General features: G+C 66.5%; 29 protein-coding genes and 3 pseudogenes. 12 read left to right on the forward strand and 20 right to left on the reverse strand.

The genetic code is table 11. From position 1 onward, the window contains the following. Positions 1 to 208: 208 nt before the first annotated feature. Positions 209 to 472, reverse strand: coding sequence for a hypothetical protein (locus tag FHU13_RS22860; RefSeq protein ID WP_183438142.1), 264 nt, complete (start codon positions 470 to 472; stop codon positions 209 to 211). A 518-nt stretch (positions 473 to 990) separates the two neighbouring features. On the opposite strand from FHU13_RS22860, the gene FHU13_RS22865 reads away from it, so the two are divergent. The 6 genes and pseudogenes from FHU13_RS22865 (at position 991) to gntA (ending at position 5,488) form a co-directional block, all read left to right on the forward strand. Continuing rightward, entirely contained in the window at positions 991 to 1,359 is a 369-nt protein-coding gene (locus FHU13_RS22865; protein ID WP_183438143.1) for a hypothetical protein, read from the forward strand. Positions 1,360 to 1,766: 407 nt separating this feature from the next. After that, the gene (locus FHU13_RS22870) at positions 1,767 to 2,879 is read left to right on the forward strand and encodes a sensor histidine kinase (RefSeq protein ID WP_183438144.1); all 1,113 of its coding nucleotides are present in this window, start codon (positions 1,767 to 1,769) and stop codon (positions 2,877 to 2,879) included. Next, positions 2,876 to 3,343: a response regulator gene (locus FHU13_RS22875; RefSeq protein ID WP_183438145.1), complete on the forward strand. Its 468-nt coding sequence runs from the start codon at positions 2,876 to 2,878 to the stop codon at positions 3,341 to 3,343. The genes FHU13_RS22870 and FHU13_RS22875 overlap by 4 nt, the downstream gene beginning before the upstream one ends. Before the next feature lie 153 nt (positions 3,344 to 3,496). Then, a pseudogene (locus FHU13_RS28630) lies at positions 3,497 to 3,892 on the forward strand (KUP/HAK/KT family potassium transporter). A gap of 461 nt (positions 3,893 to 4,353) precedes the next feature. Further along, complete coding sequence (locus FHU13_RS22885; RefSeq protein ID WP_246714808.1) at positions 4,354 to 4,674, forward strand: hypothetical protein; 321 nt, start codon at positions 4,354 to 4,356, stop codon at positions 4,672 to 4,674. Between the two features lie 109 nt (positions 4,675 to 4,783). Next, positions 4,784 to 5,488: pseudogene (gntA, locus tag FHU13_RS22890) on the forward strand (guanitoxin biosynthesis heme-dependent pre-guanitoxin N-hydroxylase GntA). Positions 5,489 to 5,523: 35 nt separating this feature from the next. Here gntA and FHU13_RS22895 read toward each other — a convergent pair. Next, complete coding sequence (locus FHU13_RS22895; RefSeq protein ID WP_183438146.1) at positions 5,524 to 5,967, reverse strand: low affinity iron permease family protein; 444 nt, start codon at positions 5,965 to 5,967, stop codon at positions 5,524 to 5,526. Between the two features lie 30 nt (positions 5,968 to 5,997). Continuing rightward, entirely contained in the window at positions 5,998 to 7,005 is a 1,008-nt protein-coding gene (locus FHU13_RS22900; protein ID WP_246714809.1) for a CorA family divalent cation transporter, read from the reverse strand. Between the two features lie 303 nt (positions 7,006 to 7,308). Here FHU13_RS22900 and FHU13_RS22905 point away from each other — a divergent pair, with 303 nt between their 5' ends. Further along, entirely contained in the window at positions 7,309 to 8,208 is a 900-nt protein-coding gene (locus tag FHU13_RS22905) for a phosphatidylserine decarboxylase (RefSeq protein WP_183438147.1), read from the forward strand. Positions 8,209 to 8,288: 80 nt separating this feature from the next. Continuing rightward, the gene (locus FHU13_RS22910; RefSeq protein ID WP_183438148.1) at positions 8,289 to 9,218 is read left to right on the forward strand and encodes a DUF6328 family protein; all 930 of its coding nucleotides are present in this window, start codon (positions 8,289 to 8,291) and stop codon (positions 9,216 to 9,218) included. An 8-nt stretch (positions 9,219 to 9,226) separates the two neighbouring features. On the opposite strand, the pseudogene FHU13_RS22915 reads toward FHU13_RS22910, so the two are convergent. Then, positions 9,227 to 9,472 (reverse strand): annotated as a pseudogene (locus tag FHU13_RS22915) (DUF2252 family protein); the annotation flags it as partial. A 137-nt stretch (positions 9,473 to 9,609) separates the two neighbouring features. Between FHU13_RS22915 and FHU13_RS22920 the strand changes: the two are divergent. From FHU13_RS22920 to FHU13_RS22930, 3 genes are all read left to right on the forward strand, one after another. After that, positions 9,610 to 11,259: an ISL3-like element ISMex10 family transposase gene (locus FHU13_RS22920; RefSeq protein WP_183438150.1), complete on the forward strand. Its 1,650-nt coding sequence runs from the start codon at positions 9,610 to 9,612 to the stop codon at positions 11,257 to 11,259. Positions 11,260 to 11,589: 330 nt separating this feature from the next. Continuing rightward, on the forward strand, positions 11,590 to 11,832 hold the full coding sequence (locus FHU13_RS22925; RefSeq protein ID WP_183438151.1) for a hypothetical protein: 243 nt from the start codon (positions 11,590 to 11,592) through the stop codon (positions 11,830 to 11,832). A 286-nt stretch (positions 11,833 to 12,118) separates the two neighbouring features. After that, complete coding sequence (locus tag FHU13_RS22930; RefSeq protein WP_183438152.1) at positions 12,119 to 12,436, forward strand: hypothetical protein; 318 nt, start codon at positions 12,119 to 12,121, stop codon at positions 12,434 to 12,436. Positions 12,437 to 13,017: 581 nt separating this feature from the next. Here the strand turns inward: FHU13_RS22930 and FHU13_RS22935 are convergent. Continuing rightward, complete coding sequence (locus FHU13_RS22935; protein WP_183438153.1) at positions 13,018 to 13,455, reverse strand: hypothetical protein; 438 nt, start codon at positions 13,453 to 13,455, stop codon at positions 13,018 to 13,020. A 337-nt stretch (positions 13,456 to 13,792) separates the two neighbouring features. On the opposite strand from FHU13_RS22935, the gene FHU13_RS22940 reads away from it, so the two are divergent. After that, a complete protein-coding gene (locus tag FHU13_RS22940; RefSeq protein WP_183438154.1) occupies positions 13,793 to 14,134 on the forward strand; it encodes a hypothetical protein in 342 nt (113 codons plus the stop codon). Positions 14,135 to 14,363: 229 nt separating this feature from the next. Here the strand turns inward: FHU13_RS22940 and FHU13_RS27975 are convergent, their stop codons facing one another. The 15 genes from FHU13_RS27975 to FHU13_RS23015 form a co-directional block, all read right to left on the reverse strand. Next, positions 14,364 to 15,086, reverse strand: a complete 723-nt coding sequence (locus FHU13_RS27975; RefSeq protein ID WP_246714810.1) for a hypothetical protein — start codon at positions 15,084 to 15,086, stop codon at positions 14,364 to 14,366. After that, positions 15,083 to 17,569, reverse strand: a complete 2,487-nt coding sequence (locus FHU13_RS22950) for a phage tail length tape measure family protein (RefSeq protein WP_183438155.1) — start codon at positions 17,567 to 17,569, stop codon at positions 15,083 to 15,085. Before FHU13_RS22950 ends, FHU13_RS27975 begins: the two co-directional genes overlap by 4 nt. 19 nt (positions 17,570 to 17,588) lie before the next feature. Next, positions 17,589 to 17,954 carry a hypothetical protein gene (locus tag FHU13_RS22955; RefSeq protein ID WP_183438156.1) on the reverse strand — a complete coding sequence of 122 codons (366 nt, stop codon included), beginning with the start codon at positions 17,952 to 17,954 and terminating at the stop codon, positions 17,589 to 17,591. Beyond that, a complete protein-coding gene (locus FHU13_RS22960) occupies positions 17,948 to 18,451 on the reverse strand; it encodes a hypothetical protein (RefSeq protein ID WP_183438157.1) in 504 nt (167 codons plus the stop codon). Before FHU13_RS22960 ends, FHU13_RS22955 begins: the two co-directional genes overlap by 7 nt. A gap of 215 nt (positions 18,452 to 18,666) precedes the next feature. Beyond that, on the reverse strand, positions 18,667 to 19,071 hold the full coding sequence (locus tag FHU13_RS22965) for a hypothetical protein (protein ID WP_183438158.1): 405 nt from the start codon (positions 19,069 to 19,071) through the stop codon (positions 18,667 to 18,669). Between the two features lie 114 nt (positions 19,072 to 19,185). Continuing rightward, positions 19,186 to 20,190, reverse strand: a complete 1,005-nt coding sequence (locus tag FHU13_RS22970; RefSeq protein ID WP_183438159.1) for a hypothetical protein — start codon at positions 20,188 to 20,190, stop codon at positions 19,186 to 19,188. A 2-nt stretch (positions 20,191 to 20,192) separates the two neighbouring features. Next, positions 20,193 to 20,387: a hypothetical protein gene (locus FHU13_RS22975; RefSeq protein WP_183438160.1), complete on the reverse strand. Its 195-nt coding sequence runs from the start codon at positions 20,385 to 20,387 to the stop codon at positions 20,193 to 20,195. 79 nt (positions 20,388 to 20,466) lie between these two features. After that, the gene (locus FHU13_RS22980; protein WP_246714811.1) at positions 20,467 to 20,835 is read right to left on the reverse strand and encodes a hypothetical protein; all 369 of its coding nucleotides are present in this window, start codon (positions 20,833 to 20,835) and stop codon (positions 20,467 to 20,469) included. 94 nt (positions 20,836 to 20,929) lie between these two features. Then, positions 20,930 to 21,874: a DUF1376 domain-containing protein gene (locus FHU13_RS22985; RefSeq protein ID WP_183438161.1), complete on the reverse strand. Its 945-nt coding sequence runs from the start codon at positions 21,872 to 21,874 to the stop codon at positions 20,930 to 20,932. After that, positions 21,874 to 23,283 carry a replicative DNA helicase gene (locus FHU13_RS22990; protein ID WP_183438162.1) on the reverse strand — a complete coding sequence of 470 codons (1,410 nt, stop codon included), beginning with the start codon at positions 23,281 to 23,283 and terminating at the stop codon, positions 21,874 to 21,876. Before FHU13_RS22990 ends, FHU13_RS22985 begins: the two co-directional genes overlap by 1 nt. Continuing rightward, positions 23,280 to 23,510, reverse strand: coding sequence for a transcriptional coactivator p15/PC4 family protein (locus tag FHU13_RS22995; RefSeq protein WP_183438163.1), 231 nt, complete (start codon positions 23,508 to 23,510; stop codon positions 23,280 to 23,282). The genes FHU13_RS22990 and FHU13_RS22995 overlap by 4 nt, the downstream gene beginning before the upstream one ends. Further along, the gene (locus FHU13_RS23000; RefSeq protein ID WP_183438164.1) at positions 23,507 to 23,863 is read right to left on the reverse strand and encodes a hypothetical protein; all 357 of its coding nucleotides are present in this window, start codon (positions 23,861 to 23,863) and stop codon (positions 23,507 to 23,509) included. The genes FHU13_RS22995 and FHU13_RS23000 overlap by 4 nt, the downstream gene beginning before the upstream one ends. Further along, a complete protein-coding gene (locus FHU13_RS23005) occupies positions 23,860 to 24,030 on the reverse strand; it encodes a hypothetical protein (RefSeq protein ID WP_183438165.1) in 171 nt (56 codons plus the stop codon). Before FHU13_RS23005 ends, FHU13_RS23000 begins: the two co-directional genes overlap by 4 nt. Then, a complete protein-coding gene (locus tag FHU13_RS23010) occupies positions 24,023 to 24,295 on the reverse strand; it encodes a hypothetical protein (RefSeq protein WP_183438166.1) in 273 nt (90 codons plus the stop codon). The genes FHU13_RS23005 and FHU13_RS23010 overlap by 8 nt, the downstream gene beginning before the upstream one ends. A 71-nt stretch (positions 24,296 to 24,366) precedes the next feature. After that, positions 24,367 to 24,978: a hypothetical protein gene (locus tag FHU13_RS23015; RefSeq protein WP_183438167.1), complete on the reverse strand. Its 612-nt coding sequence runs from the start codon at positions 24,976 to 24,978 to the stop codon at positions 24,367 to 24,369. Positions 24,979 to 25,022: the final 44 nt, after the last annotated feature.

A 25,022-nucleotide genomic window follows, 5' to 3' on the forward strand; every position in this document is an offset into this window, starting at 1 on the left:
GCGCAATTTTCTATTGGGTGGAGCTGCCTTGGCCGCGAACGACGGCACTACGAAGGGCAGGAGTGGCCGGCGGCTGGAAGGCACGTTCATGAACATGACTGAATGCAGTTGGGCGCAGCGAAGGAGCTTTCCCTGCCAGATCTGTATTACGGCCCAATCGGCGTTAGGAAATTTCCGCCGCAGCCTATTTACGAGGAGTTGTAGGTGACTAGTGGAACAGATACGCCATCTCGGTGTGCCAGCGCTTCAGTTGCAGCTCGATCAATTTAAATAAGCTACCCCGGTTGCGGGCGTGGCGCGTCGGCAAGGCGAGTTCATGGAGCAGCGCATCCATCGCGGCCCGCCGCGCCCGGCTGCCTCGCAACTCGTCGAGTTTGGCGTCCAGGACCCGCTCGGCCTTGATGATAGTGCCGAGCTTATGGGAAAACGCTAGGGCCAGGATCGAGCGCACGTTGTCGTTAAGTGGGTCCATGCAGGTAGTAGCGCCGCAGGCGCCTGGACGGATCCGGTTCCCGTGGCAAGCACCCCCCGCGCGGGGAGCAAGCAATTGTCGGTCCGCGCGGGTGGCATCAGTCGCCAGTAGGCCGGATGAATTTTCGCCTTCGGTCCGGAGCTCCTCACCCAAGCCATCGAGCGACAGCAGGGAGACAGGCTCTCCGCCCCACGTCAAGGCTCGCTCAGCGCGGCTCAATTGCCGCCGCCTCGTCCTGCTGATGAGGCACCCTTATGCGGATACCGGGGCCAGCCGGCATCGTCTCGACAAGGAATGCGCCCAGGCGCCGACCAAGCAGAGCCTCGCACAGGCGAGTTGTCGAGCTGCAGCGATCCGAAGAGTGCGTCGGCCATACCGCCTAACAGTCGCGGTCAAGCCGCCCGCCAAGATGGATGCGTCAGCCCCGCCACCAGCGGAGCATCCAAACGCTGCCCTCCGGCGTTTTCAAGGCAAGCCGCTCCGTGCGGCCGTGTTCGTGCGAGAGGGTGAACGAGAGCATGAGGAAGATCGCACTGGCGGCCCTGGCGGCCGCAATCGGAACCGGCGGGCTCCTTGGCGGCACCGCCGCCCAGGCAGGAGGATACGGCTACGATGCGCACGACACCGTGGTGACCCGTCGCACCGTAGTGGAGCGCCGAATCGTAGCCCCGCCGCGGGAGGTGGTGCGCGAGGTGGTCGTCGAGCGTCCGGTTGTTCGCTCCCGCCGGATCGTGCGCGAAGTCGTGGAGGAGCGGCCGGTCGTGTACCGGCCTCGGCCTGTCGTGCGTGAGGTGGTGGTGGAGCGTGACGGCTTCCACGGCCCACGTCGCTTCGGACCGCGACCAGTCGGCTACGGCTATGGACCGGCCTTCGACCCCTACGATTGAGTTGACGTGCGCCGGCCTCTCGCCCGAGGCCGGCGCCTCTCCCCAGACCCGCTCCTCAACCCTGAGGTGGCGTCGCGCCGCTGCCGCTTCAGATGGCCTAGCTGTCTGACATCGCATCAACCAGAGGCGACGGATGGAACCGGGCCTTAGATGGCCTCGCGGTTCAGGCGCACCGGCGTTAGCGTTTTGCTGCTCCGCCTCGCCTGCACACCCGAGACCCTTTCGGCAGGAGAGGCTGGCATTCCAAACCGCCTGACGTGCAACGGCCACGGGCAGCCGCTTCGGTCGCTTAGGCGTGCCGGGGGAGTTCCTTGGCATCCGAAAGGGCCTGCCCCCGCGCTCTGGCCTCACCCAATATCCCCCTGCTAGAACACGCCTTCGGTAGATAACTGAGGCAAGATCCCGACGTGTCGCATTCCCGGCAGCCCCTCCAGTCTTCTCTCGAGGCCGCCGAACCCCTGCAGACGCTTCGCCGCGGTGGTCAGCTGTTCGAGACCGAGCGCCGCCTCAACGCTGTCCTGAACAATGCCTCGGTCTCCATCTTCCTGATGGATGACCGCCAGCATTGCATCTACATGAACCGCGCCGCCGAGCTCCTGACCGGCTACACCTTGGAGGAGGTGCTCGCTCGCGACTGCCCGTTGCACGACATCGTCCACCACACCTACCCTGACGGACGACCCTTCCCCCTGGCCGAGTGCGCCATCGACCGCGCCTTCCCACAGAACAATCAGGAGAAAGGCGAGGAGGTGTTCGTGCACAAGAACGGGCACTTTTATCCCGTGACCTTCACCGCCAGCCCGATCCGGGACGATGCCGCCAACATCATCGGCACCATCATCGAGGTGCGCGACATCACCGAGGAAAAGGCCGCGGCCGAGCGCCAGCGCCTGCTCGTTGACGAGCTCAACCACAGAGTGAAGAACACCTTCGCCACCATGCAGGCGATTGCCGCACAGAGCTTCCGCGGTACCGACCCGGCAGCCCTGGCCGTGTTCAACGCGCGCTTGGACGCGCTGTCGGGCGCCCACAACCTCCTCACAGAGGATCACTGGCAGAGCGCCAGCCTCCGCGGGGTGATCGAGCGCGCGCTTGCGCCGCATCTGATCGTTGCAGGCGACAGTAACCGTTTCCGGCTAAACGGCTGGGATGGACGCCTGCACCCGAAGGTGGCGGTGACGCTCGCGATGGCGCTGCACGAGTTGATGACGAACGCGACCAAGTACGGTGCACTCTCCGTGCCGGAGGGGCACGTCAGCGTGGACTGGACGCTGCAGTCGAACGAAGCCGGCGTGGAGCAGCTGGACCTGACCTGGCGGGAGCGAGGGGGGCCGTCAGTGACCCCACCCGCCCGCAAAGGCTTCGGCTCGCGCCTGATTGAGCGGCAACTGCCGATGGAGTTCGACGGCCGTGCGACGCTGGCCTACGAGCCTGAGGGTGTTGTCTGCCGGCTCCAAATCCCGCTGACCGCGTTAGGCTGGTATGGGCAAGAGAAGATCGAGGGGCGACCGGCTCGATGAGCGTGCTTGAGGGGCGGCGTGTGCTGCTCGTCGAGGACGAGAGCATGGTGGCGATGCTGGCCGAGGACATGCTGCTCGACCTCGGCTGCGACGTGGTGGTGGCCATGCGCCTCGACCAAGCGCTCGCGCAAGTGGAGGCCGGTGACTTTGACCTGGCGGTGCTCGACGTGAACATGGGCAGCACGCGCAGCTACCCGGTGGCGGACGCGCTGTTCGAGCGCTGCGTGCCGTTTCTGTTCGCGACCGGGTATGGCCTGGAAGGCGTGGAGCCGGACTACCGCGTGGTACCGGTGCTTCAGAAGCCCTACCAGCACGCGCAGATGCGACGCCTGCTGGAACACCTGCTCACCTGCGAGGATCTGCCTCGGAAGGGCGGGTCGAACGGCGGCGGGTTCAACTGCGGCTGCGTCGGTGGCCACGCGGACAAGGGCGGCGGTGGCTACCGAGCCGACGCGGCTCGCTGAAGGGCGAGGGCTGCGCGAGGCTGCTGTTGGTTAGCCCCGGTCGGCAAACGAGGAGATTCTCGCGTTCGCTGGAACGCGCCGTTAGCCACGACGCCGTGAAAAGGGTCGGGAATGACCCGGGTCGAAAGCGCCGGTGACACGCCGGGAGCTCTGATGCACAACGTGAAGCACAACCACGTGCTGCATACCCGCAACGTCATCCTACACGTGGTCACCGACGACCTGCCGCGGATAGCCGGGGCCGAACGCGTCACGGTCAAGCCGCCCTCGGATGTGTTCACCTGAGTGAGCGTGCACTTCGGGTTCATGGAGTTGCCCGATCTGCCGCGCGCTCTGGCCCGAGCGGGCTTCGATGCGAATGCTCTGTCCTACTTCCTCACGCGGCGGGTCTTGGTCGCCTTGCCGGAGACCGGCATGCCTGTTTGGCCGGACCGGCTCTTATCGCGATGGCGAGAGCGGCGACGGACGCCTCGCGCTGCTTCCGCATTCCGGTGGACCGAGCCGTCGAGATCGGGGCTCGGATCGACATCTGAACCCGATCCCCTTTGAGCGCATCGACGCGCTCTGACCGTGATACTTCGCTGTGGCCTGCTTGCCTGGCCAAAGCGGACGTTCAGACCCGCAGGACGAAGGGTCTGCAAAGGGTCAGGAGTTCGCGCACCGTTGTTTCTGGTGTGCGCCACAAGCGGGCTTTCGAACAGAGCTACGAGAATGGCCGCTTAGCCTTCGAAAGCTGCCATCAATGTGGAACAGCAGGTCCGGGCTGCCCTAACAACCGGCGCCGGTTCGAGCAGGCGTTCGAGCGGGCGTGGAGGGATTCCAACCGGAGCGGGAATGCGCGCAGGCTGGAGGCCGGGTTCCCGCGGCGGATCACGCCGGCCGAGGCTGGCCGCGCGCATCCGCTCCTCGCGGGGCGGCCCGCTTGCTACGACGCGCCAGCCATCCACACGGACGAGGTCGACGCGCTGCCTCCCGGGGCCACCCTGCTCGCCGGGAACCGTCACATCGACGTGCAGGCCGCCGAGATCCACTTCGGCCGCGGCGTTTTCTGGGGTGTGCAGTACCATCCCGAGATCGGCCTCGACGAGGTAGCGGGCGCCCTGCGTCGGCAGGCCGACGGCTTGGTCGAGGCCGGCCTGGCCGCGGGCCACGATGACGTGGAGGCGTACGCGGGCCAAGTCGAGACCCTGCATCGGGAGCCGGGCCGGCGCGACCTCGCCTGGCAACTCGGGCTGGACGAGCAGGTCACCGACGAGCGGCTGAGGCGCGCCGAGATGCGCAACTTCATCGAGGCGCTCGGGCGAGAGGGCCTGCTGGCTGTGGGTAAGTAGCACAAGCGGTCCGCGGCGCGGAACGAGGGCGAAGCGGCGCCGTTGCCCGATGCCGCGGCAGCCCGTGCAGGTTCCGTGGGCATCCGTGCGACGTCCGTGCCGAGTTCCGATGCAACTGCCCCGAGACGACTCCCACCGCCCGCAGGCCGAAGCCTTCCGCGCCTTCATTCGCGACGCAGGCTTTCCGTGCGTCGGCGCCAAGTCGGCCTTGTCGAAGGGCCAGATGCGGATCCTGGTCGCCCGCGACATCACCTCGGCCTGGGACGACATGCGCATCTACCCGGCGCTGATGGCCTTCGCAGCGCGCTACCGCAGACGGCCGGACCTGTTCCAGAGCTTCGCGGTTCTGTTCGAGGGACCGGGCGACCTCGACGAGGCGGGCTTCGAGCGGCACCTCTGGGACCGGGTGCAGTCTCTAACCGACAAGGACGCCTAGCTCGGCCATCCCTGGGACGGGCGCGTCGCGAGTGACCCGGACAGCCCGCACTTCTCACTGAGCTTCGCCGGGGAGGCCTTCTTCGTAGCCGGCCTGCATCCGCGGGCAAGCCGACCGGCACGCCAGTTCTCGTCGCCGGCCCTGGTCTTCAACCTGCACGCCCAGTTCGAGCAGTTGCGAGAGGCGGGCCGCTACGAGAAGCTGCGCTCATCCATCCTGCAACGCGACGAGGCGCTGGCAGGCTCGGTCAACCCGATGCTGGCGCGGCACGGCGAGGTGTCCGAGGCGCGCCAGTACAGCGGCCGGGTGGTGGGCGAGGATTGGCGCTGCCCGTTCAGGCCACGTGGGGCAAACCCGAACGGCCCGACCGGACCCTGAGGCGAGCGGGGCGACTCTCCCGGCTTGCTCAGACATCAGCTTGACCTCTCGGCTGCGCGCGCGGCCTTTTCATGCGCCCTGGCTTCGGCCTCATCGGCAGCCGCGCGGGCATCATCCAGACGCTCGGCCCTGCCGCGGGTCTCGATGCGCCGCCGGAGCGTGTCGAGTTCCTCCTCGGTGAGGTTCTCTATGCCGGTGAAGCGGTTCTGCGCGGCGCTCGACCGGATGAGCTCGTCGAGCTTGGCCTGGATGGCCGCCGCGTCCCGGTTCTGCGAGTTCTGGATCAAGAACACCATCAGGAAGGTCACGATGGTCGTGCCCGTGTTGATGACGAGCTGCCAGGTCTTGGAGTAGCCGAAGAACGGCCCGCTGACCGCCCACCCGACGACGATGGCCGCCCCGAGCGCGAAGGCGACCGGGTGGCCGGCCCACTTGGCGACCTTGCCGGCGAATGCGGTGAAGGCGCGGGAGAAGGACATCGCGGAACTCCGCTCGGACGGCGCCGGTCACTAGCCGCGGGGCGGCCGAATGCCGAGGGCGCGGATGATGCCGTAGGTCGCCGCCGCCGACACGAGGGACAGGCCAAGGACGAACAGGAACCCGCGCGGGTCCTCGGCGAAGGGCAGGCCCTTTACGTTCATGCCGAACAGTCCGGTGAGGAAGGTCGGCGGCAGGAACAGGGCTGAGAGGATGGACAGCACGTAGAGCTGGCGGTTGCTCTCCTCCGCCACCCGGGCGGCGACCTCCTCCTGCAGCAGCCGGGCACGCTCGGCGAGCGCGGTCACGTCCCGGTCAAGGGCATCCAGCCGCTGGGCCAGCCGTGCAGCGACCGCGACAGCCGGTCCCTGCAGGTGCTGGGCGGCATCGTTCTCCTCCAGCCGGTGGAAGACCGCGGCGAGCCCGAGGAGCTGCCGGTGCAGGCGCACGGCGCCGCGGCGGATCGGCCCCAGCCGCCGCCGGTCGTCGCGAACCCGCCCGTCGAGCACGCGGTCCTCGATCCCGTCGACCTCGTCCGACAGGCGTTGGCCCGTCGCCGCCATGGAGGCGACCACGAAGCCTACCATCGTCTCCAAGAGCAGGACCGGGGAAGGGATCTGCTGACCCTTCTCGGCGGTGGCGCGGGCGGCGTCCGGGCTCTCGGCCGGGCCCCTGCGGCCGCTCACCAGCGAGCGTGGTCCCATGACGAAGTGGAGGCGGCCAGAGGCGTCCGGCTTGGCTCCGGGCCGGGCCAGGTCGGCGACCACGCCGCCGACGTAGCCGCCCGCGACAGTGACGCGCTGGTGCTCGTCGGGGCGGAACACGGCCTCGGCGAGCGCCCGCGGCCCTACATGCCCGGCAGCGACGAGCGGACCGAGGTCCGCTGCCTTCAAGTCGAAATGAAGCCAGAGGAAGCCGACCCCGAAAGCGTCGAGGTCGGGGAGCACCTCGTCAGGTGCGAGGAGGCGGCCGCATCCCTTCTGATCGAAGGACATCGCCCAGAGCAAGCCGGGCGGCGTGGAATCTCGTGGGACGGCCATGGCGAGCTGGCCGAGCTCGGGCAGCTCAGTCCGTTGCCACCGCTACGAGGGAGCAGGTGCCGGCGATGGCGAGGTTGTCGGCGACACCAAGGGCGAGGAGGATCATCGGAGACGTCCGCTTTCAGGGACCCTGTAACGACCAGCGGCCACGGTTCGTTGCGAGAGCGGACGCATCGGCTGTGGACGCGGCGGCAACCAGCAAACGCCATGGACGGTCGGCGACCGGCCGGAGGAACGCCCCTGGCCTGCAAGGGTTGTTGCCCCCGGACCCGCCAGCTTTGCCGGGTCGCGTAAGGGGACGTCATGGCGGCCGATCCGAAGCCACTGAAGTTGTGGGACCGCGACAAGGGCAAGGCGGTCGAGGAGTTCATGCCCGACCACCAGACCACCTACGAGACAAGGCCGCTGCGTGCCCCGGGACAGTGGCTACGCGCCACCCCGCTTTTCGATAAGCTATACGCGCTCTACCAGGACGCGCCCTGGACACGGCGCAGCATCGAGCCGTTCGTGCGCGAGTACAAGATCGACATGAGCGAGTTCGAGGAGCGCCGCTACCGCTCCTACGCGGACTGGTTCGTGCGCGAGTTCAAGCCGGACGCGCGTCGCTTTCCCGCCGACCCGGCGGTGATGGGCGCGCCTGCAGAGGCCCGCTACTTCGGCTGGGAGCGGTTCGGGCCCGACCAGCGCTTCCCCGTGAAGGGCCAGTCGCTCGCCGCCGAGGACATCCTTGGCAACGCCGAACGCGCCAAACCCTTCCTCGGCGGTCCGGTGCTGCTGATGCGGCTCTCGCCGGTCGACTACCACCATGTGCACTATCCGGACGCAGGCCGAACCGTGGATCAACAACGGCTTGGGCGCAGCCTTTGGACGGTCACCTGGCCGGCCGTGCGGAGCATGCCTGACCTGTACATCCGCAACGAGCGACAGGTGAACATCCTGGAGACGGAGCACTTCGGGCGGCTCGGCTTCGTCGAGTTCGGAGCCCTCACGGTCGGCCGGATCGTGCAACGCCACTCGCTCGACCAGCCCTTCGCGCGCGGCGTGCAGAAGTCGGTGTTCAAGTTCGGCGGCTCTGCGGTCGCCATCTTCGGTGAGCCGGGTGCCTGGCGCCCTGCCGACGACATCCTGCGACATACGCCCGAGGGCATGGAGACCATCGTGCGGCTGGGCGAGCCGGTCGCAACGAGCCTCAGGGGCGCGTAGGCCAGCCACGAGGCCCGGCACGGAACCTGGCGGGGCGGTCGCCGATTGCTGCATCCCGTTTGCTTTGGACGTGGTTGCGTATGTCCCTGTCGAAGAAGGTGAAGGCAGGTCTCGACGAGACCCGCATCCTGATCCTCGGCTCGCAGATCCTATTGGGCTTCCAGTTCCAGGGTGCCTTCCGGCCGGCCTTCGAGCATCTGCCCTTTCATGACCGCGTCGTTTGGATCGGCGCCCTGGGCCTCATCACTCTCACCATCGCGCTCCTCATCACCCCTTCGGTGCAGCACCGGATGGTCGAGGGCGGACGAGACACCAAGCGCCTGCTGGGCGTCATCGGGCGCTATGCAGGCCTATCCCTGGCGCCCTTCGCTCTGGCGCTCGGCGCCGACCTGTTCCTGGCCGCGGAGCCGGTGCTCGGGCTTGGCCCTGCCGCCGCCATCGGACTTGCGACCTGCGGGCTCGCCCTCCTGTTCTGGTACGGTCTGGAGGCGCTCAAGGCACGCGCCAATGGGGACAAGGAGCGGACCATGACCAGCCGGGAGCCGGAGTACGAGCACACCACACTGGAGACGAAGATCGAGCAGATGCTCACCGAGGCGCGCGTGGTCCTGCCGGGCGCCCAAGCGCTGCTCGGCTTCCAGCTCGTCATCACGTTCTCGGAGGCGTTCGAGAAGCTGCCCTTCGCCACGAAGGTCGTGCACTTGGTGGCGCTGGGCCTCCTGGCCCTGACGGTGGTCTGGCTTATGGCGCCGGCCGCCTTCCACCGCATCGTCTACGCCGGCGAGGACACGCCCGAGTTCCACGCGCTGGGCAGCCGATTCCTGCTCGCCGCCAGCGTGACGCTGGCGCTCGGCATCTCGGCCGACCTCGGCGTCGTGGTCGCGAAGACCGTCGCATCGGACATCGCAGGGGTCTTGGCTGCCGTGGTGTCGCTGGCGCTGCTCGTTGGCCTATGGCACGTGCACCCACTCATCCTACGGGCGCGCCGGGACGCGGCTCCCTTTCCCTGACCGCACCTTCAGGCCGCCTCGTCGAGGCCGTAACGGTGGCAGTGTTGCAGGTAGCCGACCTCGTGCCGGCCGGCGAGTTCGACCAGGCTCCACCAGAGCCAGTTCGACGCTTGCTCACCGCCGTCGGTGCCTTGCACGACCTCTTCCTGCCAGCCTGAGCGGGTCGCCTCACCCATCTGCCGCCCGTGCGCCTTGCCGATGACTTAGGCGAGGTAGTGCGCCGCCCGCACCGCTTCGTCGCGGCTGAACTGGTCGAACGGAGCGCACTATCTGATTTGCGACCCACGGCCTGATCCGCCCCCACTGAAGTGGTTCATCGCCGAGTTTGGTGGATCGAGGTGCGTGACGGTTGGGGTCTTGGCGTGGTCGGTTCAGCCTCGCAGATCGGGGCATGACCCAGCTCTTCCCTTTGCCTGGCTGCCGCCTCGTCCGCGTCGCGCGGGACGGCCCCACCGCCCTCACCCTCGTCGCCGAAGCGAAGCCCGACCACGCCCGCTGCCCGACGTGCAGAGCAATCAGCACGTCGGTCCATAGCCGGTATCGGCGACGGCCTGCCGATTTGCCGGCCAGCGGCAAGGCCGTTCGGCTGCAGTTGGAGGTTCGGCGCTTCTACTGCTGCGACCCAGCCTGCCCCCGCCGAACCTTCGCCGAACGGTTCCCGAAGCTACTCGCCCGCCATGCCCAACGCACCCGCCGGCTGGCCGGGGCGCAGGCCCGGACCGGTCTCGCACTCGGCGGACAGCCAGCTGCCCGGTTGCTCGCGCACCTGGCCATGCCGTCCAGCGCCACGACTCTGCTGCGGACGATCCGAGGAGTGCCGCTGCCGAAGGCGCCTCGACCCTGTGTCGTCGGCGTCGATGACTGGGCGCTGCGCAAGGGGCGGACCTACGGCACGATCGTCGTCGATCTCGAACGCCATCGCCCTCTCGATCTGCTCCCTGACCGCTCGGCCGAGACCTGGGCCGCATGGCTCCGCCGCCAGCCGCAGATCCGGCTCGTGGCGCGCGATCGTTCGACCGAGTATGCCCGCGGCACCACCCTAGGCGCGCTGGCGGCCGTGCAGGTCGCTGACCGGTGGCATCTCCTGCTCAACACCCGCCAGATGATCGAGCGTTGGCTCGCCCGTGTCCACCCGCGCCTGAAGCTCTTGCCGCCGATCACGGCGCCAGCGCCTTCGACCCGGCGCACCAGAGCCTATCCGCGTGCACCCGCCGAGACGCTCGCCCGCGCTGCAGCGGTCGGTCGGTGGGAGGAGCTCTACGACGATGTCCGTCGCCGCCGTGCCGCCGGGCAGTCGCTCCGGCTCATCAATCGCGAGACCGGCTTGGCTCGCGCCACGGTGCGCAAGTACGCCTTCGCCGAGGGCTTCCCGCGCCATGACCGGCGCGGGCCGGGGCGCAGCATCCTTGATCCTCATCTCGATCACCTGCACGCTCGCCAGGCTGCGGGGTGCGAGAACGCCATGCAGCTCTGGCGAGAGCTGCGGGATCGCGGCTTTCCCGGCACCGTCAAGCAGGTCAGACGCTGGCTGTCCGAGCGGCGCACGCGCCCCGCCAGGACCACGATCTGGCGCCTCCAGACGCCGTCGCCCATGGCGCAGGTCGCGCCCCCGTCACCGCCGCTGCCCTCGCCGAAGCAGTTGTCGTGGCACCTCCTGCGCGAGCCGGATGATCTCGACGCCGACGCCGCAGCAGTGGTCGCGCGCGTGCTGCAGGATGACGAGGCTGCCAAGGTCGTCGGGCTCGGTCGGCGGTTCTGTCGGATCGTTCGCAGCCGTTGCGGCGCCGCGCCGGCCAAGCCCGGCATCACCACCGCCTTCGACGCTTGGTTGTCCGACGCCCGTGCCTGCGGTGTGCGGGTGGTCGAGAGCTTCGCCGTCAGCCTCGCTCAGGATGGAGCCGCTATTCGTGCAGGCCTTCGCCTGCCTTGGAGCAGCGGACAGGACGAGGGGCAGGTCAACCGCCTCAAGCTGTTGAAGCGTTCGATGTATGGCCGCGCCAAGCTCGACCTCCTGCGTCGCCGCTTCCTCCTCGCAGCGTGATCCACCAAACCCGACGAAGAGCCACCCCGTGGGGGCGGATCATCCGTGGCTGCCATGCCGTAACGCGGGCCTCAGCAGGCACAAAATCATCTCATGATTTCAATCATATAAGTGTTCGCATTTATATTCAGGCTGGCGCGCCAATCTCCTCAATGACTTAGCTGATTTTCGGGACACCCTCATTGGTGCCTGCGGAAGCACTGCGGAAGCAGCGGGAGAAATCCGGTCGATTCGTGCGTTCGGGCTGAAGGGCCATGCCCGGTAAGGGTAGGCGCCCACGGTGGGGGGCTGAAGCGCCACGGACCTGATCGCGAAAGGATCCACCGCACGATGCCGATCAAGGCTCTCAACGATCGCAAGAAGCTGTCGAGCGACTTCAACGAGGCCAACGACGCCTTTATTGACGCAGTGCTCGGTGCCTTCCAGGCTGGCGAGATCCCACTCGATCTGGCACGGGCCTACCTCGCGCATCCGGTCGCCATGATGCATTCAGATGGCCCGCAGGCCGTTGCCAACTACTTCGAGCGGATCCTGTCGCAGCAGCCCAAGATCGACTGGACTCCCGGCGACTGAGTGGAGGTAGCCATGGCCGTACCAGATCGCGGTGCGGGCCGATGGCATGACGATTGTCGGTCTGCGAGGGCCTGCTTTCGACCCCTCTCAGATCTCCAGACAAGCACAAGCCATTGTACGAAGAGGTGGGGAATGCGGACTGTGGGGCCTGAGTTTCGGTCGACACTTGAGCGCCATCTCGGCGCCTGGGCGACGAAGGCTCCTCAGGCCATTCAAAACTCTTGATTTGTGGACAATCTGGGAAGGCAGGGACTGTTCTACCGGGTGGGTTTCACAAGCTAGCCACATGAAGGGATACAAGTGCGACTGGCTCCCCGTTCCATTAGGAGTGGGGAAAAAGAGACTGCTTGCCATGTATGTCCGGTACGACGACATTTTAAATCGGATCAATGAGCCACCTCGCTGGTGGGGCAATGGCGTGCCGCGATATAAGGAATTTGAGCCTTCTGATTTGGATCACGCTATGGAGGCAATGCTCATTCATGTAAAATGCCAAAGTTGCGGCACGAACTTTGATATGGGCGTAGGAAGTGAATACCAATACGACAGCAAAGATCGCGACAAAACATTTGAGAATGCCTTGAGAACAGGCCAAAGGTTCTAGGCTGGCGATCCACCCAATGTGTGCTGCACGCCCGGCAACAGTATGACGGCTATAGAAATCGAAATTATACAGTTTTGGCGTTTAGATGTTTCAAAAATACCTAGTTGGTTTCGCCTAAGAGAGTTAGAGGGGCCTTTGCCGGAGGATTGGTAAGCAAGCCAACCAGTACGAGTTTGGCCGTTGAATAGTTCGTGGTTTGAGCACCACCGTTCTGGTGCTGCGCCTATCACAAGTTGTCGGCCGACAGAGCTGAGGGCGCGATTTCCTGGCCGACGGCCGGCAGCAGAATGTGCCGAGCGGCCCGAACGCCTTCTTCGACCGCACCAGCTATTCGGCCCTATTCTCGTGATTTGAAACAGCAGTGCTGTGCTACGCTTTATGCCTGCTTTCGACTCCCAACAGGCCTTCAACCGCTTGGCTCTGTATGTCCGGAAAACGACCGTTTAGGTGAAATCTGCGAGTAGCCGCTCTCGACTCAAGCGGTCCTGATGCTTCCACCCCTGTTACAGATCTGGCGCCTGACAATTGACGAGTGATGCATCCCATAAAAGCCCTGGCTGCATGGGCTGCTATGCCTTCGTCTATGAGCCCGTTTTCAGCCAAGTCCATAAATAGCAATCTCCAAGATAGAGTTTTGCGGTTTTCGGAGTTATACATAAGACGCGCAGATTTGAATCCTGCTTATGCATAAATCCTACGATCTTGCTCTCGCCTTCATCTTTCTCTTCAAAAAAATATAGCCCATCAATACGCAGAATTTCATTCTTGAGAGACTCTTTTCGTATTGCAATCGCTTCTAAGTAACACGATGCAACACCTGGATAAGAATCGTTGTTCTTGACGCCGACGAGATAGGGGCCGCTACGGGTCCAAGCTCCCCACTCGGCTAATAAGGTTGTCCCTTGCGTCTCATCGCGCACAGGATATTGCCGTGGTATCTTCTCGAACTCAGGCGACGGCCGGTCTGCAATCAGCGATCGAAGCGCGTGACGATGTCGGTAACAGGTCCGCTCGAACATCTCTCGAAAATGGCTCGTTGCCTCGTCCAGATCGAATTCGACCGGGCCGGGCGGGACACTTGGCTGGGCTGAGACTTGAAAGATCGTAGCGGCAAGTAGTCCGATCGCCGCTAGGAATGATCTGTACGACATCGGCCCCTAACCTTCTGCGCTCTGTGTCGCGGGCAGGTGCAGCCCACCCTGCGAAACTGCCATCGAGCAAATCGACATGCTATGGCGGGGCAGCCACACTCTTGGGCCTTGGTGGGTGCAGCGTCGACGAGGTCCGCAAACGCCCCCTTGCTGACCGTGATTTGTCTGCGGAACCTGCGTACCTGGGGTGCTGGAGAAGAGGTAGATGCAGATCGGGTTGAACCTTCGAGGCGACCTTGCGAAGATTGAGGACCAGGAACTCGAAGCTCGACTTGCCCAGCTTTTCGACGAGCGCGAGGCTCTATCTGCAACCGTCACTAACCTCACGACGGTTGGGAACAAATGGCTATACGACAAAGGCTTAGGGATGCCGTTCGGAAGAGGTCCCATCCGAGCACGGCTTGCCTATCAAATAGCTGCCACGCTCTACGGGGGTTCGCATCAGAGCGGGCTCGGGCGACTTCATATGATTGATTGCGAGGTGAAAGACTTGCTTGACGAAGCCAAGCGCCGCCTTCGAAATCGTGCTGCCACGGACGTACCGTGATGTCTGGTTTCCACCGAGGGTGTGTGGAAACACGACGGCTGTAGAAGGATCTTCTCCCCGCGCATTCCGTCTGAGCTTATCTGGGTCGCCTGAGGACATCAGACGAGCATCGAGCGTGCCCGAAGGCCGGCCACGTAGAGGTTTGTTCTACAAATTCTGGCTGCGCTTGCGTTTCCACACAGGCTACACCTTCTGCGGACATCGGTCCGGCGATCGCGCGCAATCGGCCCTACAGCGAGTCGAGCGGGCACAGCGGCCCGTTTGATGGATTGAGCCGGGTGCCTATGGCGTCAGGCCAACGGTGAACGATCTCACTCCACGCCGTGCCTCGGTTGATCTGTGCCCGTTGCACGAAACCGCCGACCTGGCAGGTGCCGTTCGCCTCGTTTCCGCCGATCGGGATGCGCTGCTGCCGTGCCGCGCAGACGATCCGCACCGCGACCTCGGCGCATCCAATGCCCTGCTCGTTCAGGGCACGGTCCGGGTCCATGCCGACGGCGACACACGCCTCGCGGCCATAGCCAGGAGTCCAGGCGGTCGCGAGGGCGGGCGTCAGCTCCCAAGCCTCGTAGCGGTCTTGGGTGCCGCCGGCCTCCCACGGCTCGGAGTTGAGCCAGTAGGTTTCCCACTGCTGCCGGGCCTCGGAGAACCCGCCGATCAGCATGGCGAAGGCGCGGCTGTAGCCATAGTCATTGGCGGCGGCGAGCCACGCGTTGGCCGTCAGCTCCACGATCCGGGCGAGGACGCCATCGAAATCGGTGGCTTCGCCCAAGCCGGCGCGCAACGCGACATGGTAGAAATACGGACCTTGCAGCGTGGCGACGCAATCCTTCTCCGGCATCAGCACCAGCTTCGAAGCCACACCCGTCAGGGTGCCGTTCTGGCCGTAGAATGCGCCGTCCGCCGCGGCGATGATGCCGTCCGGCATTCGGGCCATGAAGATCGCGGTCATGCCGGCAATTCCTCGCAGCCCTGGGGCGTGCCGCAGACTGCCCCGGGCGGACCGGACAGTCCGACGATTCCGCCATCAGCAAACCCGAGGAAGGATTTCAGCGACGTCATCATGCCCGCGATGCCAGTCGCCGGCCCGGTCGCTTCAGCGGTCGCGCTGCCGCTGCCAAGCAAGCTTGCGAGTATGCCGCCGCTGGTGCCGCGCTTGCCGAACAGGGCATCCGTCAGGCTGTCGGCCGCGAGATCAAGCACGCGCTGCTTCACCCGCTCCAGGGCATTGCCGAGGATGTCCGCCCCGCTCTTGGCCTCGCCCAGGTCCCGCACGAGCGAGCGCACACCGTCGGAGCCGACGCCGCGGAAGTCATCGAGGTCCCGCATGCGCTCGCGGATCTCCTCGTTCCGCTTGGCTGCCTCGCCGGCCCGGTTGGCGTATTCGGTGATCTCCCGCGTCAGCTCGGGCGTCACGTCCCGTCCGGCGCGCTGGGCGGCGGTCAATAGCTCCTGCTGGACGCGGAAGCGCTCCACCTCCTCCGCCCCCATGCCGAAGGTCGTCGCCTGCTCCGCGATGCGGCGGGTCCGGTCTTCGGTCGAGCGGATTGCGCGGTCGTAGTCGTCCCGGCTCTCCCGCTCCGACTTCCCGCCTCCGCTCTTTTTCGACTCGGCTTCGATACGGGCGAGCACCCCGGCCCGGGTGATCTGCTCCCCGGCGTCGAGTGCGGTGAGTGGCTTGCCGGCGAGGTCGAACGCCTTCTGTCGCTCTGCCACGGCCGCCTTCTGCTCTGCGGTGGTGGCCTTCATCGCGTCGAGACGAAGCTGATCCTGGCGGCGGGCAAGCTCGGTGCTGGAGATCAGCTTGCCATTCGCGTCCGTCATCGTGTCGATGGCGTTCTTGTAGGCGTCCCGCGCACGGGTCACCGCGTCCTCATCGAAGAGCCGCGACCGGGCCTCCGGGTTGTCGAGCGCCGCCTGTAGGTCGCTCCGCTTCTTCATGAGGTCGCTGAGCTGCGCGGAGCGCGGATCGAGCGCCTTGGCGAGGGCGCCTGCCGTGGCCGATGCGGACTTGGCCGCTTCCTCTGCCGCGTCGCGGGCCGCCTTCTGTCCCTCATCGGTCAGCCGCTTTCGAGCGGCGGCGAGCTGCTGCTGCAGCTCCTCGGTCTCGAAGCCGAGCGGATCGTTGATCCGGCGGCTGCGGTCGCTGAGCCGCGCTTCGAGCCGCTTCACCTCCTCGGCGGCGCCGGGCGGCACCGCGCCGAGGGCGACACCCGCGATCTTCTTCGCAACCTCCCAGTACCCGGCCGCTGCGGCGGCAGCGGTGTTCCAGGCAGCGGCCCATCCGGTCGTTGCGGTGGCGTTCGCGTCGATCGACGCCTTAAGCGTGTCGGCGAGGGTCTGTTGCGCCGCCGACTTGTCACCCTGCTCGAGTTGGGTCGCGATCAGCTCGCGGGTGCGGTCGTCGAGAGCGCCGATCTTCCCCGACAGCTCCTCAGCCCCGCGGGCGGGATCGGCGAACATGCGGGCGAGTTCGGCGGTCGCCGCCGGCACGTCTTGGCCGGTGATGCGGGCATATTCCTTGGTCGAGCGAGTCAGGTCATCGATCACCGGCAACGCGATGCGGCCCGTCGAGGCGTAGCCCGCCACGATCTCGCGGGCGGTCGAGGCTGAGACCTTTCCCGCTTCCGCGTTTGCGCGGGCGAGCACGTCGAGCTGCGCGGCGCTGGCACCGGTGGCGCGGCCGATACCCTGCGTCGCCTTCTCTAGGGCCTCACGCTCGTCACCGGCCTGCTTGCCCGCGAGGAGGAAAGCGGCGCCAAGGCCGGCCACCGCAGCGGCGCCGACGCTCATGGGTGTCACGAGCGACAGCGCACTTTCACCCAGGGCCTTGATGCCACCCTTCAGCCCGCCCTCGCCGCCGGCCAGACCCTGCAGGATCTGCGGCCCCTGTTGGAACGCGACCGTACCGAGCCCGGCCCCGGAGCCGAGCGAGGCGACGACGTCACCGCCCTGATACATCAGGTCTCGACGCTGGTTGTTGTCGAGACCGCGGCGCGGACCCGCCGGGTCGTTGTCGTTCCCGGTGCCGTAGCGGCGCTCGGCGAGATCCCGCAAGCGAGTCGCGTAGGCGGTCGAGAATGAGCCGGCCGCCTCGCCCCGGCCGATGGCCGCAACGTCACGCTCGAGTTGCCGGGTGTTCCGATATTCCTCATCCAGCCGGGCGCGGACCCGCTCCACCTCGCGCAGAGTGGCGGCGCTCGGAGAGGCGCCGGCTGGCGCGCCGGAGCCGACCGCGGCGGCCTGGGCCTGCCGCGCCGCGCCGGCCGCCTCCTGCGCCTTCCGGGTCAGACGGTCGGTGGCCGCGGTCGCCTGATCCGCCGCGGTCGAGACGGACCGGAACGCGGCCTCGCCGGAGCGGCCGGTCTCGTCCAGGGCCTGCTTGACCTCGGACTTGCCTTCGACGGCGATGCGGATGGCGATGTTCGCAGGCATGACGCGGCCTCCTATCGGCTCAGTCGGTCGAGCCGCGCAGGGCGGGGGCGAAGACGAGGGTTTCGAACCGGTCGTAGAGGGCCGGGTGCGCCATCGCGGCGTCGACCGCCTCGGGCGACACGGGCAGCGGCTCGCCGGCCTCGTTGCCGATGCCCTCCCAGGCGATGACGGCACGGCGGGCGCAGGCGCGGACCATGGCCTCGCCGGCCGTCACCGACACGGCCGGGTCTTTGGTCTCAGTTTCGGCGTCGGCAAGGTAGATGCCGCGGGCGGCCTCGCGGGCGTGGAGCACGTCGAGAGCGGCGAGAGGGCGGACCTGCATCCGCACGCCGGGCAGCATGTCGATCCAGGTGGGTTCGGCGGGGGTGACGCTGAGCTTCAGCACGATGCGGGGTCTCCAGAGGGCTTCGGTTGCAGGGAGGGGAGCGCGTCGATCGCCGCGTCCCAGGTGTCGTGGTCCACCACCTCGCCGGCTTCGTCCGCCAGCGCCGCCCAATCCGGGTGAACGATCCGGCGATCGACCATGGCCTCGAACGGCGAGACGCCAGGCCCTTCAGGCAGGCCAATCAGTCGGTCGGCGAGATGCCAGAGGTGGATGCAGACCGCCACATCGAGGATCGCGGCGACCTGCATGGTGGCGCCGGCCTCGATCGCCACCTTGGCCGCCATGGCTCCGGCATTGCCAACCAACTCCGCCAGCGCCGTGATCTCGACCACCTCGTCGGCCCATTCCTCGGCGAGCTGCGGGGCCGGTTCAGCGGGCTTCGGTCGGGCTGGCTCCGGCTTGGCGAGGCGGGCGGCGCGGTTAACTCCGCGATCCGCTCCGGTGTTAAGTCCGCGCCCATACCGGTTAAGCCAGTTAAGGGCTTCATCGCGGTTCAATTTGCCGTCCGAGCGTACAGGCAACCCGTTCCGCACGTATTGGGACACCCGCGCCCGAGAAATCCCAAGCTCGTCGGCAAGTGCAGCCTTAGTTGTGGTCGTCATGGCCGAAACGCTGCCCGAGGGGGTGTTAAGTGGTTTTGGGGATCTGGCGCTAGAAACGGTCGGGGCCCCGACCACCCGTATAGGTTCGGGGGCTCCAGGGGCCCTGACGATCAGGCTGGCCCTCGCGGGGTGAGTCCCTGCCGACGGATCTCTCGGTCCATGCTGGCCTGAGAGGCGGAGGCGCCGGCATCGGGCTGGGCCACCGCAGTCATGCCGCGGCGTTCGAGTTCACGGCGCATGGAGGCCGAAGCGAGCACCTGGCCGGAGGCTGCCTGGAAGGGCTGTGGGCTGGGTTGGGTGGATGCAGATTGTGGGGCTGGTGCCTCTGTCGTCCTCGGCATGGGAGCACTGGTGGCGCCGGGCGAGTGGGTCGCCTGATAGGCCTCGATGTCCCGCATGAGGGCATCGAAGTTGTGTTGCTCATCGTCGGTGAGGGAGCGGCTGCGCAGGATGACCCGCTCGTTGTCGAGGCGGGCGAGGGCAGCGCGGTACTCGTCGTCGGTACGGATCGACATCGGGGTGTCCTGTCAGCCGGAGGAATGGGAGGGCGCCCGCGGCCCCGACCGAAGCCGGGTGACCATCCGCGGGCGCGTCACCGAAGGGGAAGGACACCCTCCGGCGATCTCGGGTCAGGCGGCGGCGCGCTGGTCGGTCAGCCACGCGGCGAGGTCGAACTCGATGTCGACCACATTGCCCCAGCCATGGGGGGTGGTCGTGGCGTCGGCGCTGCCCGCGTCGGTCTTTCGAGCCCGGAGCCACTCCGGCGTCTCGGACGATGCGGCGACACCGAGCTCGATCGCCCGCTCGGCCACGGGCCAGGGCACCAGGGTGACCGGGGAGGTGACCATCGTCGGAGCGTTCGCCCGACGGTGATACGAGAACGGCGCGATGACGTAGATCTGCATCTCGGCGAGGTCGAAGGGCACCGGTTCGGCATAGTCCTCGCCGACGGGCAGCTCGTGCCCGATCTCGCGAGCTCGCACCTTGCCGGCGGTCTCGCGCAGACGCTCACCGAACTCGGCGGCGATGCGGATCGGGTCGGCGCCCTCAACCTGGGAAGGCGCACTGTACGTCGACCAGGGCTTGAGCTCGGCGCGGATCTCCAGGCCGGGCATCGCCTGTACCAGCCCGTGCAGCAGCACGTTGCTGGCGATCGCGAGGGGACCGGCCGGGCCGTTGACCGGATCGAACTGACCGGCCGCAGCGCCGCTGATCGTGATCGCGAGGCCGGTATGCGCCTTGGCGACCTCGGCCAGCGCCTTGGCGAGGCGGTCGCCGGCCTTCTGGATCTCGATTGCGTTCCGCTCCAGCCCTGCGGCGATCGCTTCGATCTCGGCCGTCTGACGCTCGGTTTCGATCCGCTGCTCCGTCGCGGCGATCCGGCGCTCGACCTCGGCGAGGGCATCGGCGATGCCGGCGGCCGTACCTTCGATATCGCGGCAGGCCCGCTCGGCCTCGGCGATGGCGGCGGCATCGGCGCCCTGGATCAGCGCCTCGCGGCGGCGGGCGACAGCCTGCTCAAGGTCGGCGGCAAGAGCCGTTTGCCGACCCCGAAGATTGCCGTGGGTGGTGTGAAGGCCGGCGAGCTCGGTCTCGAGCGAGCTGCCAGCAGGGATCTGCTTAAGCTTCGCCATCGTCAGGCCGCCTGCTTCGAGGTGATGTCCGCAGCAGGGATGCTGAAGCCGTCGCGCTGCAGCTTCTCCGCGAGCGCCTGCCGGACGTAGGCCGACGGAGAGATGAAGATGCGCGATGCGGCGGTGGAGATTAGGTCCGGCATCTCGCGGGGGAGACGCGCAGCGATGCGGACGTCATAGATGGTGCGGCTCGACATGGTGCCTCAGGGGTTGAACCTTACCGGGCCAATGTCGGGTGGATCACGGTCCTCCGATACGTCGCCATTTCCGCGACGTTCAGGCGGTGCAGGTTCGCCAGCGTTCAACGAGATCGCCGAGACCTTCGGCCGCGAAGTATGCGCCGACGGCCGGGCTAGTGCGATCGCCGGCGAGGTAGATGCGCAGCGCCGGCGCGTCGTCGTTCAGGTGCATGGCCAGTGCCACCCGAGACACCATCCACGGACCACCAGCGACGCGGCGGCCGATATCAAGGTCCCGGCACCACATGCGGATCGTGCGTTCGGTGCGATTAGCGCGCGCAGCCGCTTCCGCCGTCGTCAGACCTTCCCGACGATCGAACGGGATCAGGCATCGGCCGCGGCCGGCCTCGGCGAGGCAGTGTGAGCGACCGTCGGTAGCGGCGCTGACGCCAGCATAGGGCTGCATGGGTACGCACTCCAACTGGCAGTTCGGAACTCGAAAATGGCGCAAATTCAGCGACTCGGGCTGGGTGGAGGGTCTGGAAGCAAAGCGCCGGATTTCACCGTGTCCCCGTCATCAGAGCTGGCAGATGGGGATCTCGGGCGGCACCCAGACTGAACTCGTCGAGAATATGCTGAGGCACCAATGTCCTCGGATCGTTGGGGGGAGCGGTACGCTGGGCGAGCAACCATTGCCCGCCGGTCCTGCGCCAGCCCGACACGTGCCGCCGCCAGTCGTCGTCGGTGAGGCTGGCGAGGAAGGCGCGAGGATCCGACGACGGTCCTCCGAGCGGATCAGTCTGCCCGGCCATCGGCTCGAAGCGATCCTGGTTCAACCAAGTCGTGGCTTGAGCGACGAACTCGCTGCCGATTTTGCCGCGCTCGGCGAGATCGGCTGCGTAACGGCGCAAGTTGGCCATGATCACGGCATGGGTTGCCCCTCTTCGGATCGCCGCAACGTAGGCTCGCAGGGCCGGCTTCCGGGGGTTGTCGCCTCCTCGTCGCGGATAAGCTGCCCAGAATTCAGCGAAGCCGTCCGGCTCTGTCCCCTTGGGGACTATAGGGGTATTATCTCTTCTCTTCTCTTTTAGGCTTCGAATTTTATGAAGCGGCGCTCTATCTGATTCATTGTTTTTCAGTGAGTTAGCAGGCGAATTCTCCATGTCAGCGGACGAATTTCTGCGCTGGCCTGAGATTTTACCGCCTTTTCCTGCGTTTTCTCGGTTTTTTTGTACGATTTCGAGCTCGCGAGCGGCGCGCGTGTTGCTGATCCGACCCTCCTCGACGGCCAGTTTTCCGGCCCTAACCAGTTCGTCCAGATGACGCAGGAACAGCTTGAGCGTCTGATTGCAACGCCCAGCCAAACCTCGCTCGTTGAGTGCGATCGGCCCCTCGTTCAGCATGATGAGTTGCACGATCACGTGGTAGGCGCGGTATGCGCCGTCGCTCAGGGCTTCGGTACCGTCCATCCAAGCGGGAATGTCGTGCTTGTAGAAGCCGACCATCAGTAGGCCTCCGCCAGCACGTTGCAGGCCAGGTCGGCGTAGCACTCGATCCGAACCGTCGGTCCGCCGCGCTGCTTCAAGATTTCAATCTCGAGGATGTTCTGCGCCAGCGCGAGCCGGTTGATCTCGTCGTCGCTCAGGTTTGGCTTGTTCTGCAAATAGTAGGCTTCGCGGAACAGCCCGAGCACCACATCGGCGTCCTGCTCAATGGAGCCGGAATCGCGCAGATCGGATAGGATCGGCCGCTTGTCCTCGCGCCGCTCGACCTCGCGGCTGAGCTGCGACAGGCCGAGCACGGGCACGCTGAGTTCCTTCGCGAGGCCCTTCAGCCCCGAGGAGATCTCAGTCATCTCCTGCACCCGGTTGCCCGAGTAGCGCTTCGAGGGACGGATCAGGCCAATGTGATCGATGACCAGCGCCGCGAGCGGCTGCCCCTGCCGCTCGGCCGTAAGCCGCATCTGCCGGGCCCTGGAAGCAATCTGCGACAGCGTCACGCCAGCCTGCGGCTCAATCCAGAGCGGGATGCGGGCCGCCTCCCTCTGTGCTTCCTCAAGCCGCCATAGAGCCTCGTCGGACAGGCCCTTGGCCTCGGCGATGCCGCGATAAGTGATCGGCTCCTGCACACGAGGGTCGTAAGCCAACGCCGACAGGACGCGCTCGGACAACTCGTCGGCCTCCATCTCCAGCGAGAACATGCCGACGGCGCCGCCGGAGCGCGCCGCAGCGATCGCGATGTGGAGGGCGGTCAGGGTCTTGCCCATGGCTGGGCGGCCAGCGAGCACGATGAACTGGCCCGGTCGCATGCCGAGGGTCACGGCATCGAGCTTCGGGACTCCGTAGGGGACGCCGCGGCGTTTCTTGCCGTGCCGGGTCTCGGCGACGCGGGCGAGCACCCCGGCTGTGCTCTTGCCGAGCGTAATGCGACGCATGTGCTCGGCGAGGCCTGCGCTTGCGACCTCGTCCAGCGCCTCGATCATGTGGGCGGCATGGGCGGCCGGGTCGCGAACTGCGCCGTCCGTCATGGCGGTGACGGCCTCCTGCGCAGTCTCTAAGACTTTCCGCATCCGCGCGGCCTGGGCGATTGCACGCGCGTAGCCGGGCGCATTGATGACTGTAGTCGCCTCCGTCACCAGCCGCCCAAGGTAGGCTCCGACCGTCACGCCGCCGAGGTCGGCGTTGCCGAGCACCGCGAGCATCATCCGGCGGTCGATCGGCTCACCTGCATCGCGGCGGGCGCACATCGCCTCGAAGATCTGCCCGTTGACGGCCTCGACGAAATCGGCGGGCTGGACATGCTGCCGGGCCGCGTCGATCGCGTCGCCGTTGATGAGGATTGCGCCAAGCAGCGCCTGCTCGGAGTCGAGTGCATGTGGCAGCAGAGGCTCGGCGGTGGTGGTCAACGCCGTCATCGCGACACCTCTCGCTCCGCAGCCTGCAGAGCTTTGATCAGGGCCGGAAGCTGATCGCGAGGCACGCAGATGCCGGCCCGGGTCGCTGTTGGCTCTCCGCGCTTGATGCCGGTGGTCGAGAACACCCGCATGTCGACGAGGGGATACCGGCCGCCAGTCGACACGGAGACGCGAACCTCCTCCATGTTGTTCTTGCGCACGGTGGCAACGGTGCGGAGATCGGTCATGCCGCGCCTCCATCACCCTGACTGATAGCGAGCTCGACCATCCGGCTGCGGAAGGCCTCGAACGCTGCCTCGCCGACCTGCAGCGCCATCTCAAGCGGAGCCGCGAGACCGTGGAAGGTCTCTGCGGTGGCACGAGCATGACCGTCGAGCGTCCGCTCAACGAGTGCCCGGGCCTGATCATGCGTCCATCCCGGCTCGGTCCGGAGCTTCAGGAAGATGGACTCGGCCAAGTACCGTGCGCTCGCCACGGTCATCTCGGACAGCTGGGTGATCGCCTCTTCGCGGTTGCTGACCGGCTCGGCGTCGGCCTCGAGGTGGGCCGCGATGTTCCGGAAGACATCAACTTCACTCATGCCCGGCCCCCGTGCAGGAAGGTGCGCGCAGCGGTGCGGCCGGCGAAGACACCGGTGACCCGGCCCTCGCGGTCGATCACAGCAATGAGGGGAAGCACGGCCTTCTGGGGGGAGCGGATGCGGCTAGGCGGATGCCACGACGTGGGACGAATGCGACTCTCAGGCATGCCCATCCTCCGAGGTCGAGTGGACAATCCGGCCGAGACGTGCCGTGGCCCAAGCGTCGAGGAGATCGACCGGGTAGAGCGGCACGCGACCGGCCTTCTGGAAGGGCGGCCCACCGCCGAGGCAGGCGAGCTTCGCCAGGGTCGACACCGCCAGTTCGATGCCATGGCGATCGCGGAGATACCGGCTGGCCTCCCAGCGGCGCAGCCGGGGCTTTCCTGCGGTCTGCTGCGGACAAAGCTCCGCCGGGCCCCGCGGAGGGGCCATTTCCATGCTCGTCATTGTGCAGTTCCTAGGTTTTTGGGATCGGCGAGCTAGCGCCGAGCTTTCGGCGGTCCCTACTCGGCGGTGTTCTCGAGGTGCACACCCTGATCGATGAGCTTCTGCATGCTGGCCTGAGCCAGGTCCCAGCCGTCTGGGCGTGGACGGTAGCTGAACGGCACCGTCCAAAAGTCGTCCGGGATTTCGATGTTCAGCCGGTTGGCCCGGTTGATCAGCAGCGCGAGGCTCCGGCTGGCGCTGGAGCGGATGCTGCGGATCACGGGCTTGTCCAAGGCCGCGAGTTCCTGGCTGATCTCGAGATCCGTACCCGCCAGGGGCCGGGGCGGATTGATGCCGGCCACATAGTAGCGACCGCACATGATCTCTTCGACCTTTTCGCCAGTACCACCCGCGAGTGCGAGACCAGTCTCGACGACCCGGCTCCAATTCGGCGCCAGTGCCTCGGGCAGTGCACCCGTGATCTCTGCCGCCCGTGTGATGTTCACCCCGTGCCCCTCGCCGAACTCATGGGCGACGATGGTCAGGAAGGCCTCGAACACGGTGTAGCCGCGGCCGGAGGCTTTCTGATCAATGGAGAAGGGAAGTTGGCTGCGCCGGGAAAGGGAAGCCAACGCATCGGGAGAGTGGGAGGTGAGTCCGCAAAATTGGGTGCGGCTGAGGTCTGGCATGGCGTGCCCGTATCTGGTCAGTCTGACAAGGTGCGACATCTAGG

Origin of the sequence: Methylobacterium sp. R2-1, from assembly GCF_014191355.1 — a bacterium.
Classification (GTDB): domain Bacteria; phylum Pseudomonadota; class Alphaproteobacteria; order Rhizobiales; family Beijerinckiaceae; genus Methylobacterium.

Bases quoted from the DNA above. Each gene is read 5' to 3' on its own strand.
- FHU13_RS22860 (WP_183438142.1), bottom strand. From the start codon at position 472: ATGGACCCACTTAACGACAACGTGCGCTCGATCCTGGCCCTAGCGTTT.
- FHU13_RS22865 (WP_183438143.1), top strand. From the start codon at position 991: ATGAGGAAGATCGCACTGGCGGCCCTGGCGGCCGCAATCGGAACCGGC.
- FHU13_RS22875 (WP_183438145.1), top strand. From the start codon at position 2,876: ATGAGCGTGCTTGAGGGGCGGCGTGTGCTGCTCGTCGAGGACGAGAGC.
- FHU13_RS22895 (WP_183438146.1), bottom strand. From the start codon at position 5,967: ATGTCCTTCTCCCGCGCCTTCACCGCATTCGCCGGCAAGGTCGCCAAG.
- FHU13_RS22900 (WP_246714809.1), bottom strand. From the start codon at position 7,005: ATGGCCGTCCCACGAGATTCCACGCCGCCCGGCTTGCTCTGGGCGATG.
- FHU13_RS22905 (WP_183438147.1), top strand. From the start codon at position 7,309: ATGGCGGCCGATCCGAAGCCACTGAAGTTGTGGGACCGCGACAAGGGC.
- FHU13_RS22910 (WP_183438148.1), top strand. From the start codon at position 8,289: ATGTCCCTGTCGAAGAAGGTGAAGGCAGGTCTCGACGAGACCCGCATC.
- FHU13_RS22920 (WP_183438150.1), top strand. From the start codon at position 9,610: ATGACCCAGCTCTTCCCTTTGCCTGGCTGCCGCCTCGTCCGCGTCGCG.
- FHU13_RS22925 (WP_183438151.1), top strand. From the start codon at position 11,590: ATGCCGATCAAGGCTCTCAACGATCGCAAGAAGCTGTCGAGCGACTTC.
- FHU13_RS22930 (WP_183438152.1), top strand. From the start codon at position 12,119: ATGAAGGGATACAAGTGCGACTGGCTCCCCGTTCCATTAGGAGTGGGG.
- FHU13_RS22935 (WP_183438153.1), bottom strand. From the start codon at position 13,455: ATGTTCGAGCGGACCTGTTACCGACATCGTCACGCGCTTCGATCGCTG.
- FHU13_RS22940 (WP_183438154.1), top strand. From the start codon at position 13,793: ATGCAGATCGGGTTGAACCTTCGAGGCGACCTTGCGAAGATTGAGGAC.
- FHU13_RS27975 (WP_246714810.1), bottom strand. From the start codon at position 15,086: ATGACCGCGATCTTCATGGCCCGAATGCCGGACGGCATCATCGCCGCG.
- FHU13_RS22950 (WP_183438155.1), bottom strand. From the start codon at position 17,569: ATGCCTGCGAACATCGCCATCCGCATCGCCGTCGAAGGCAAGTCCGAG.
- FHU13_RS22965 (WP_183438158.1), bottom strand. From the start codon at position 19,071: ATGTCGATCCGTACCGACGACGAGTACCGCGCTGCCCTCGCCCGCCTC.
- FHU13_RS22970 (WP_183438159.1), bottom strand. From the start codon at position 20,190: ATGGCGAAGCTTAAGCAGATCCCTGCTGGCAGCTCGCTCGAGACCGAG.
- FHU13_RS22975 (WP_183438160.1), bottom strand. From the start codon at position 20,387: ATGTCGAGCCGCACCATCTATGACGTCCGCATCGCTGCGCGTCTCCCC.
- FHU13_RS22980 (WP_246714811.1), bottom strand. From the start codon at position 20,835: ATGCAGCCCTATGCTGGCGTCAGCGCCGCTACCGACGGTCGCTCACAC.
- FHU13_RS22985 (WP_183438161.1), bottom strand. From the start codon at position 21,874: ATGGTCGGCTTCTACAAGCACGACATTCCCGCTTGGATGGACGGTACC.
- FHU13_RS22990 (WP_183438162.1), bottom strand. From the start codon at position 23,283: ATGACGGCGTTGACCACCACCGCCGAGCCTCTGCTGCCACATGCACTC.
- FHU13_RS22995 (WP_183438163.1), bottom strand. From the start codon at position 23,510: ATGACCGATCTCCGCACCGTTGCCACCGTGCGCAAGAACAACATGGAG.
- FHU13_RS23000 (WP_183438164.1), bottom strand. From the start codon at position 23,863: ATGAGTGAAGTTGATGTCTTCCGGAACATCGCGGCCCACCTCGAGGCC.
- FHU13_RS23005 (WP_183438165.1), bottom strand. From the start codon at position 24,030: ATGCCTGAGAGTCGCATTCGTCCCACGTCGTGGCATCCGCCTAGCCGC.
- FHU13_RS23010 (WP_183438166.1), bottom strand. From the start codon at position 24,295: ATGGCCCCTCCGCGGGGCCCGGCGGAGCTTTGTCCGCAGCAGACCGCA.
- FHU13_RS23015 (WP_183438167.1), bottom strand. From the start codon at position 24,978: ATGCCAGACCTCAGCCGCACCCAATTTTGCGGACTCACCTCCCACTCT.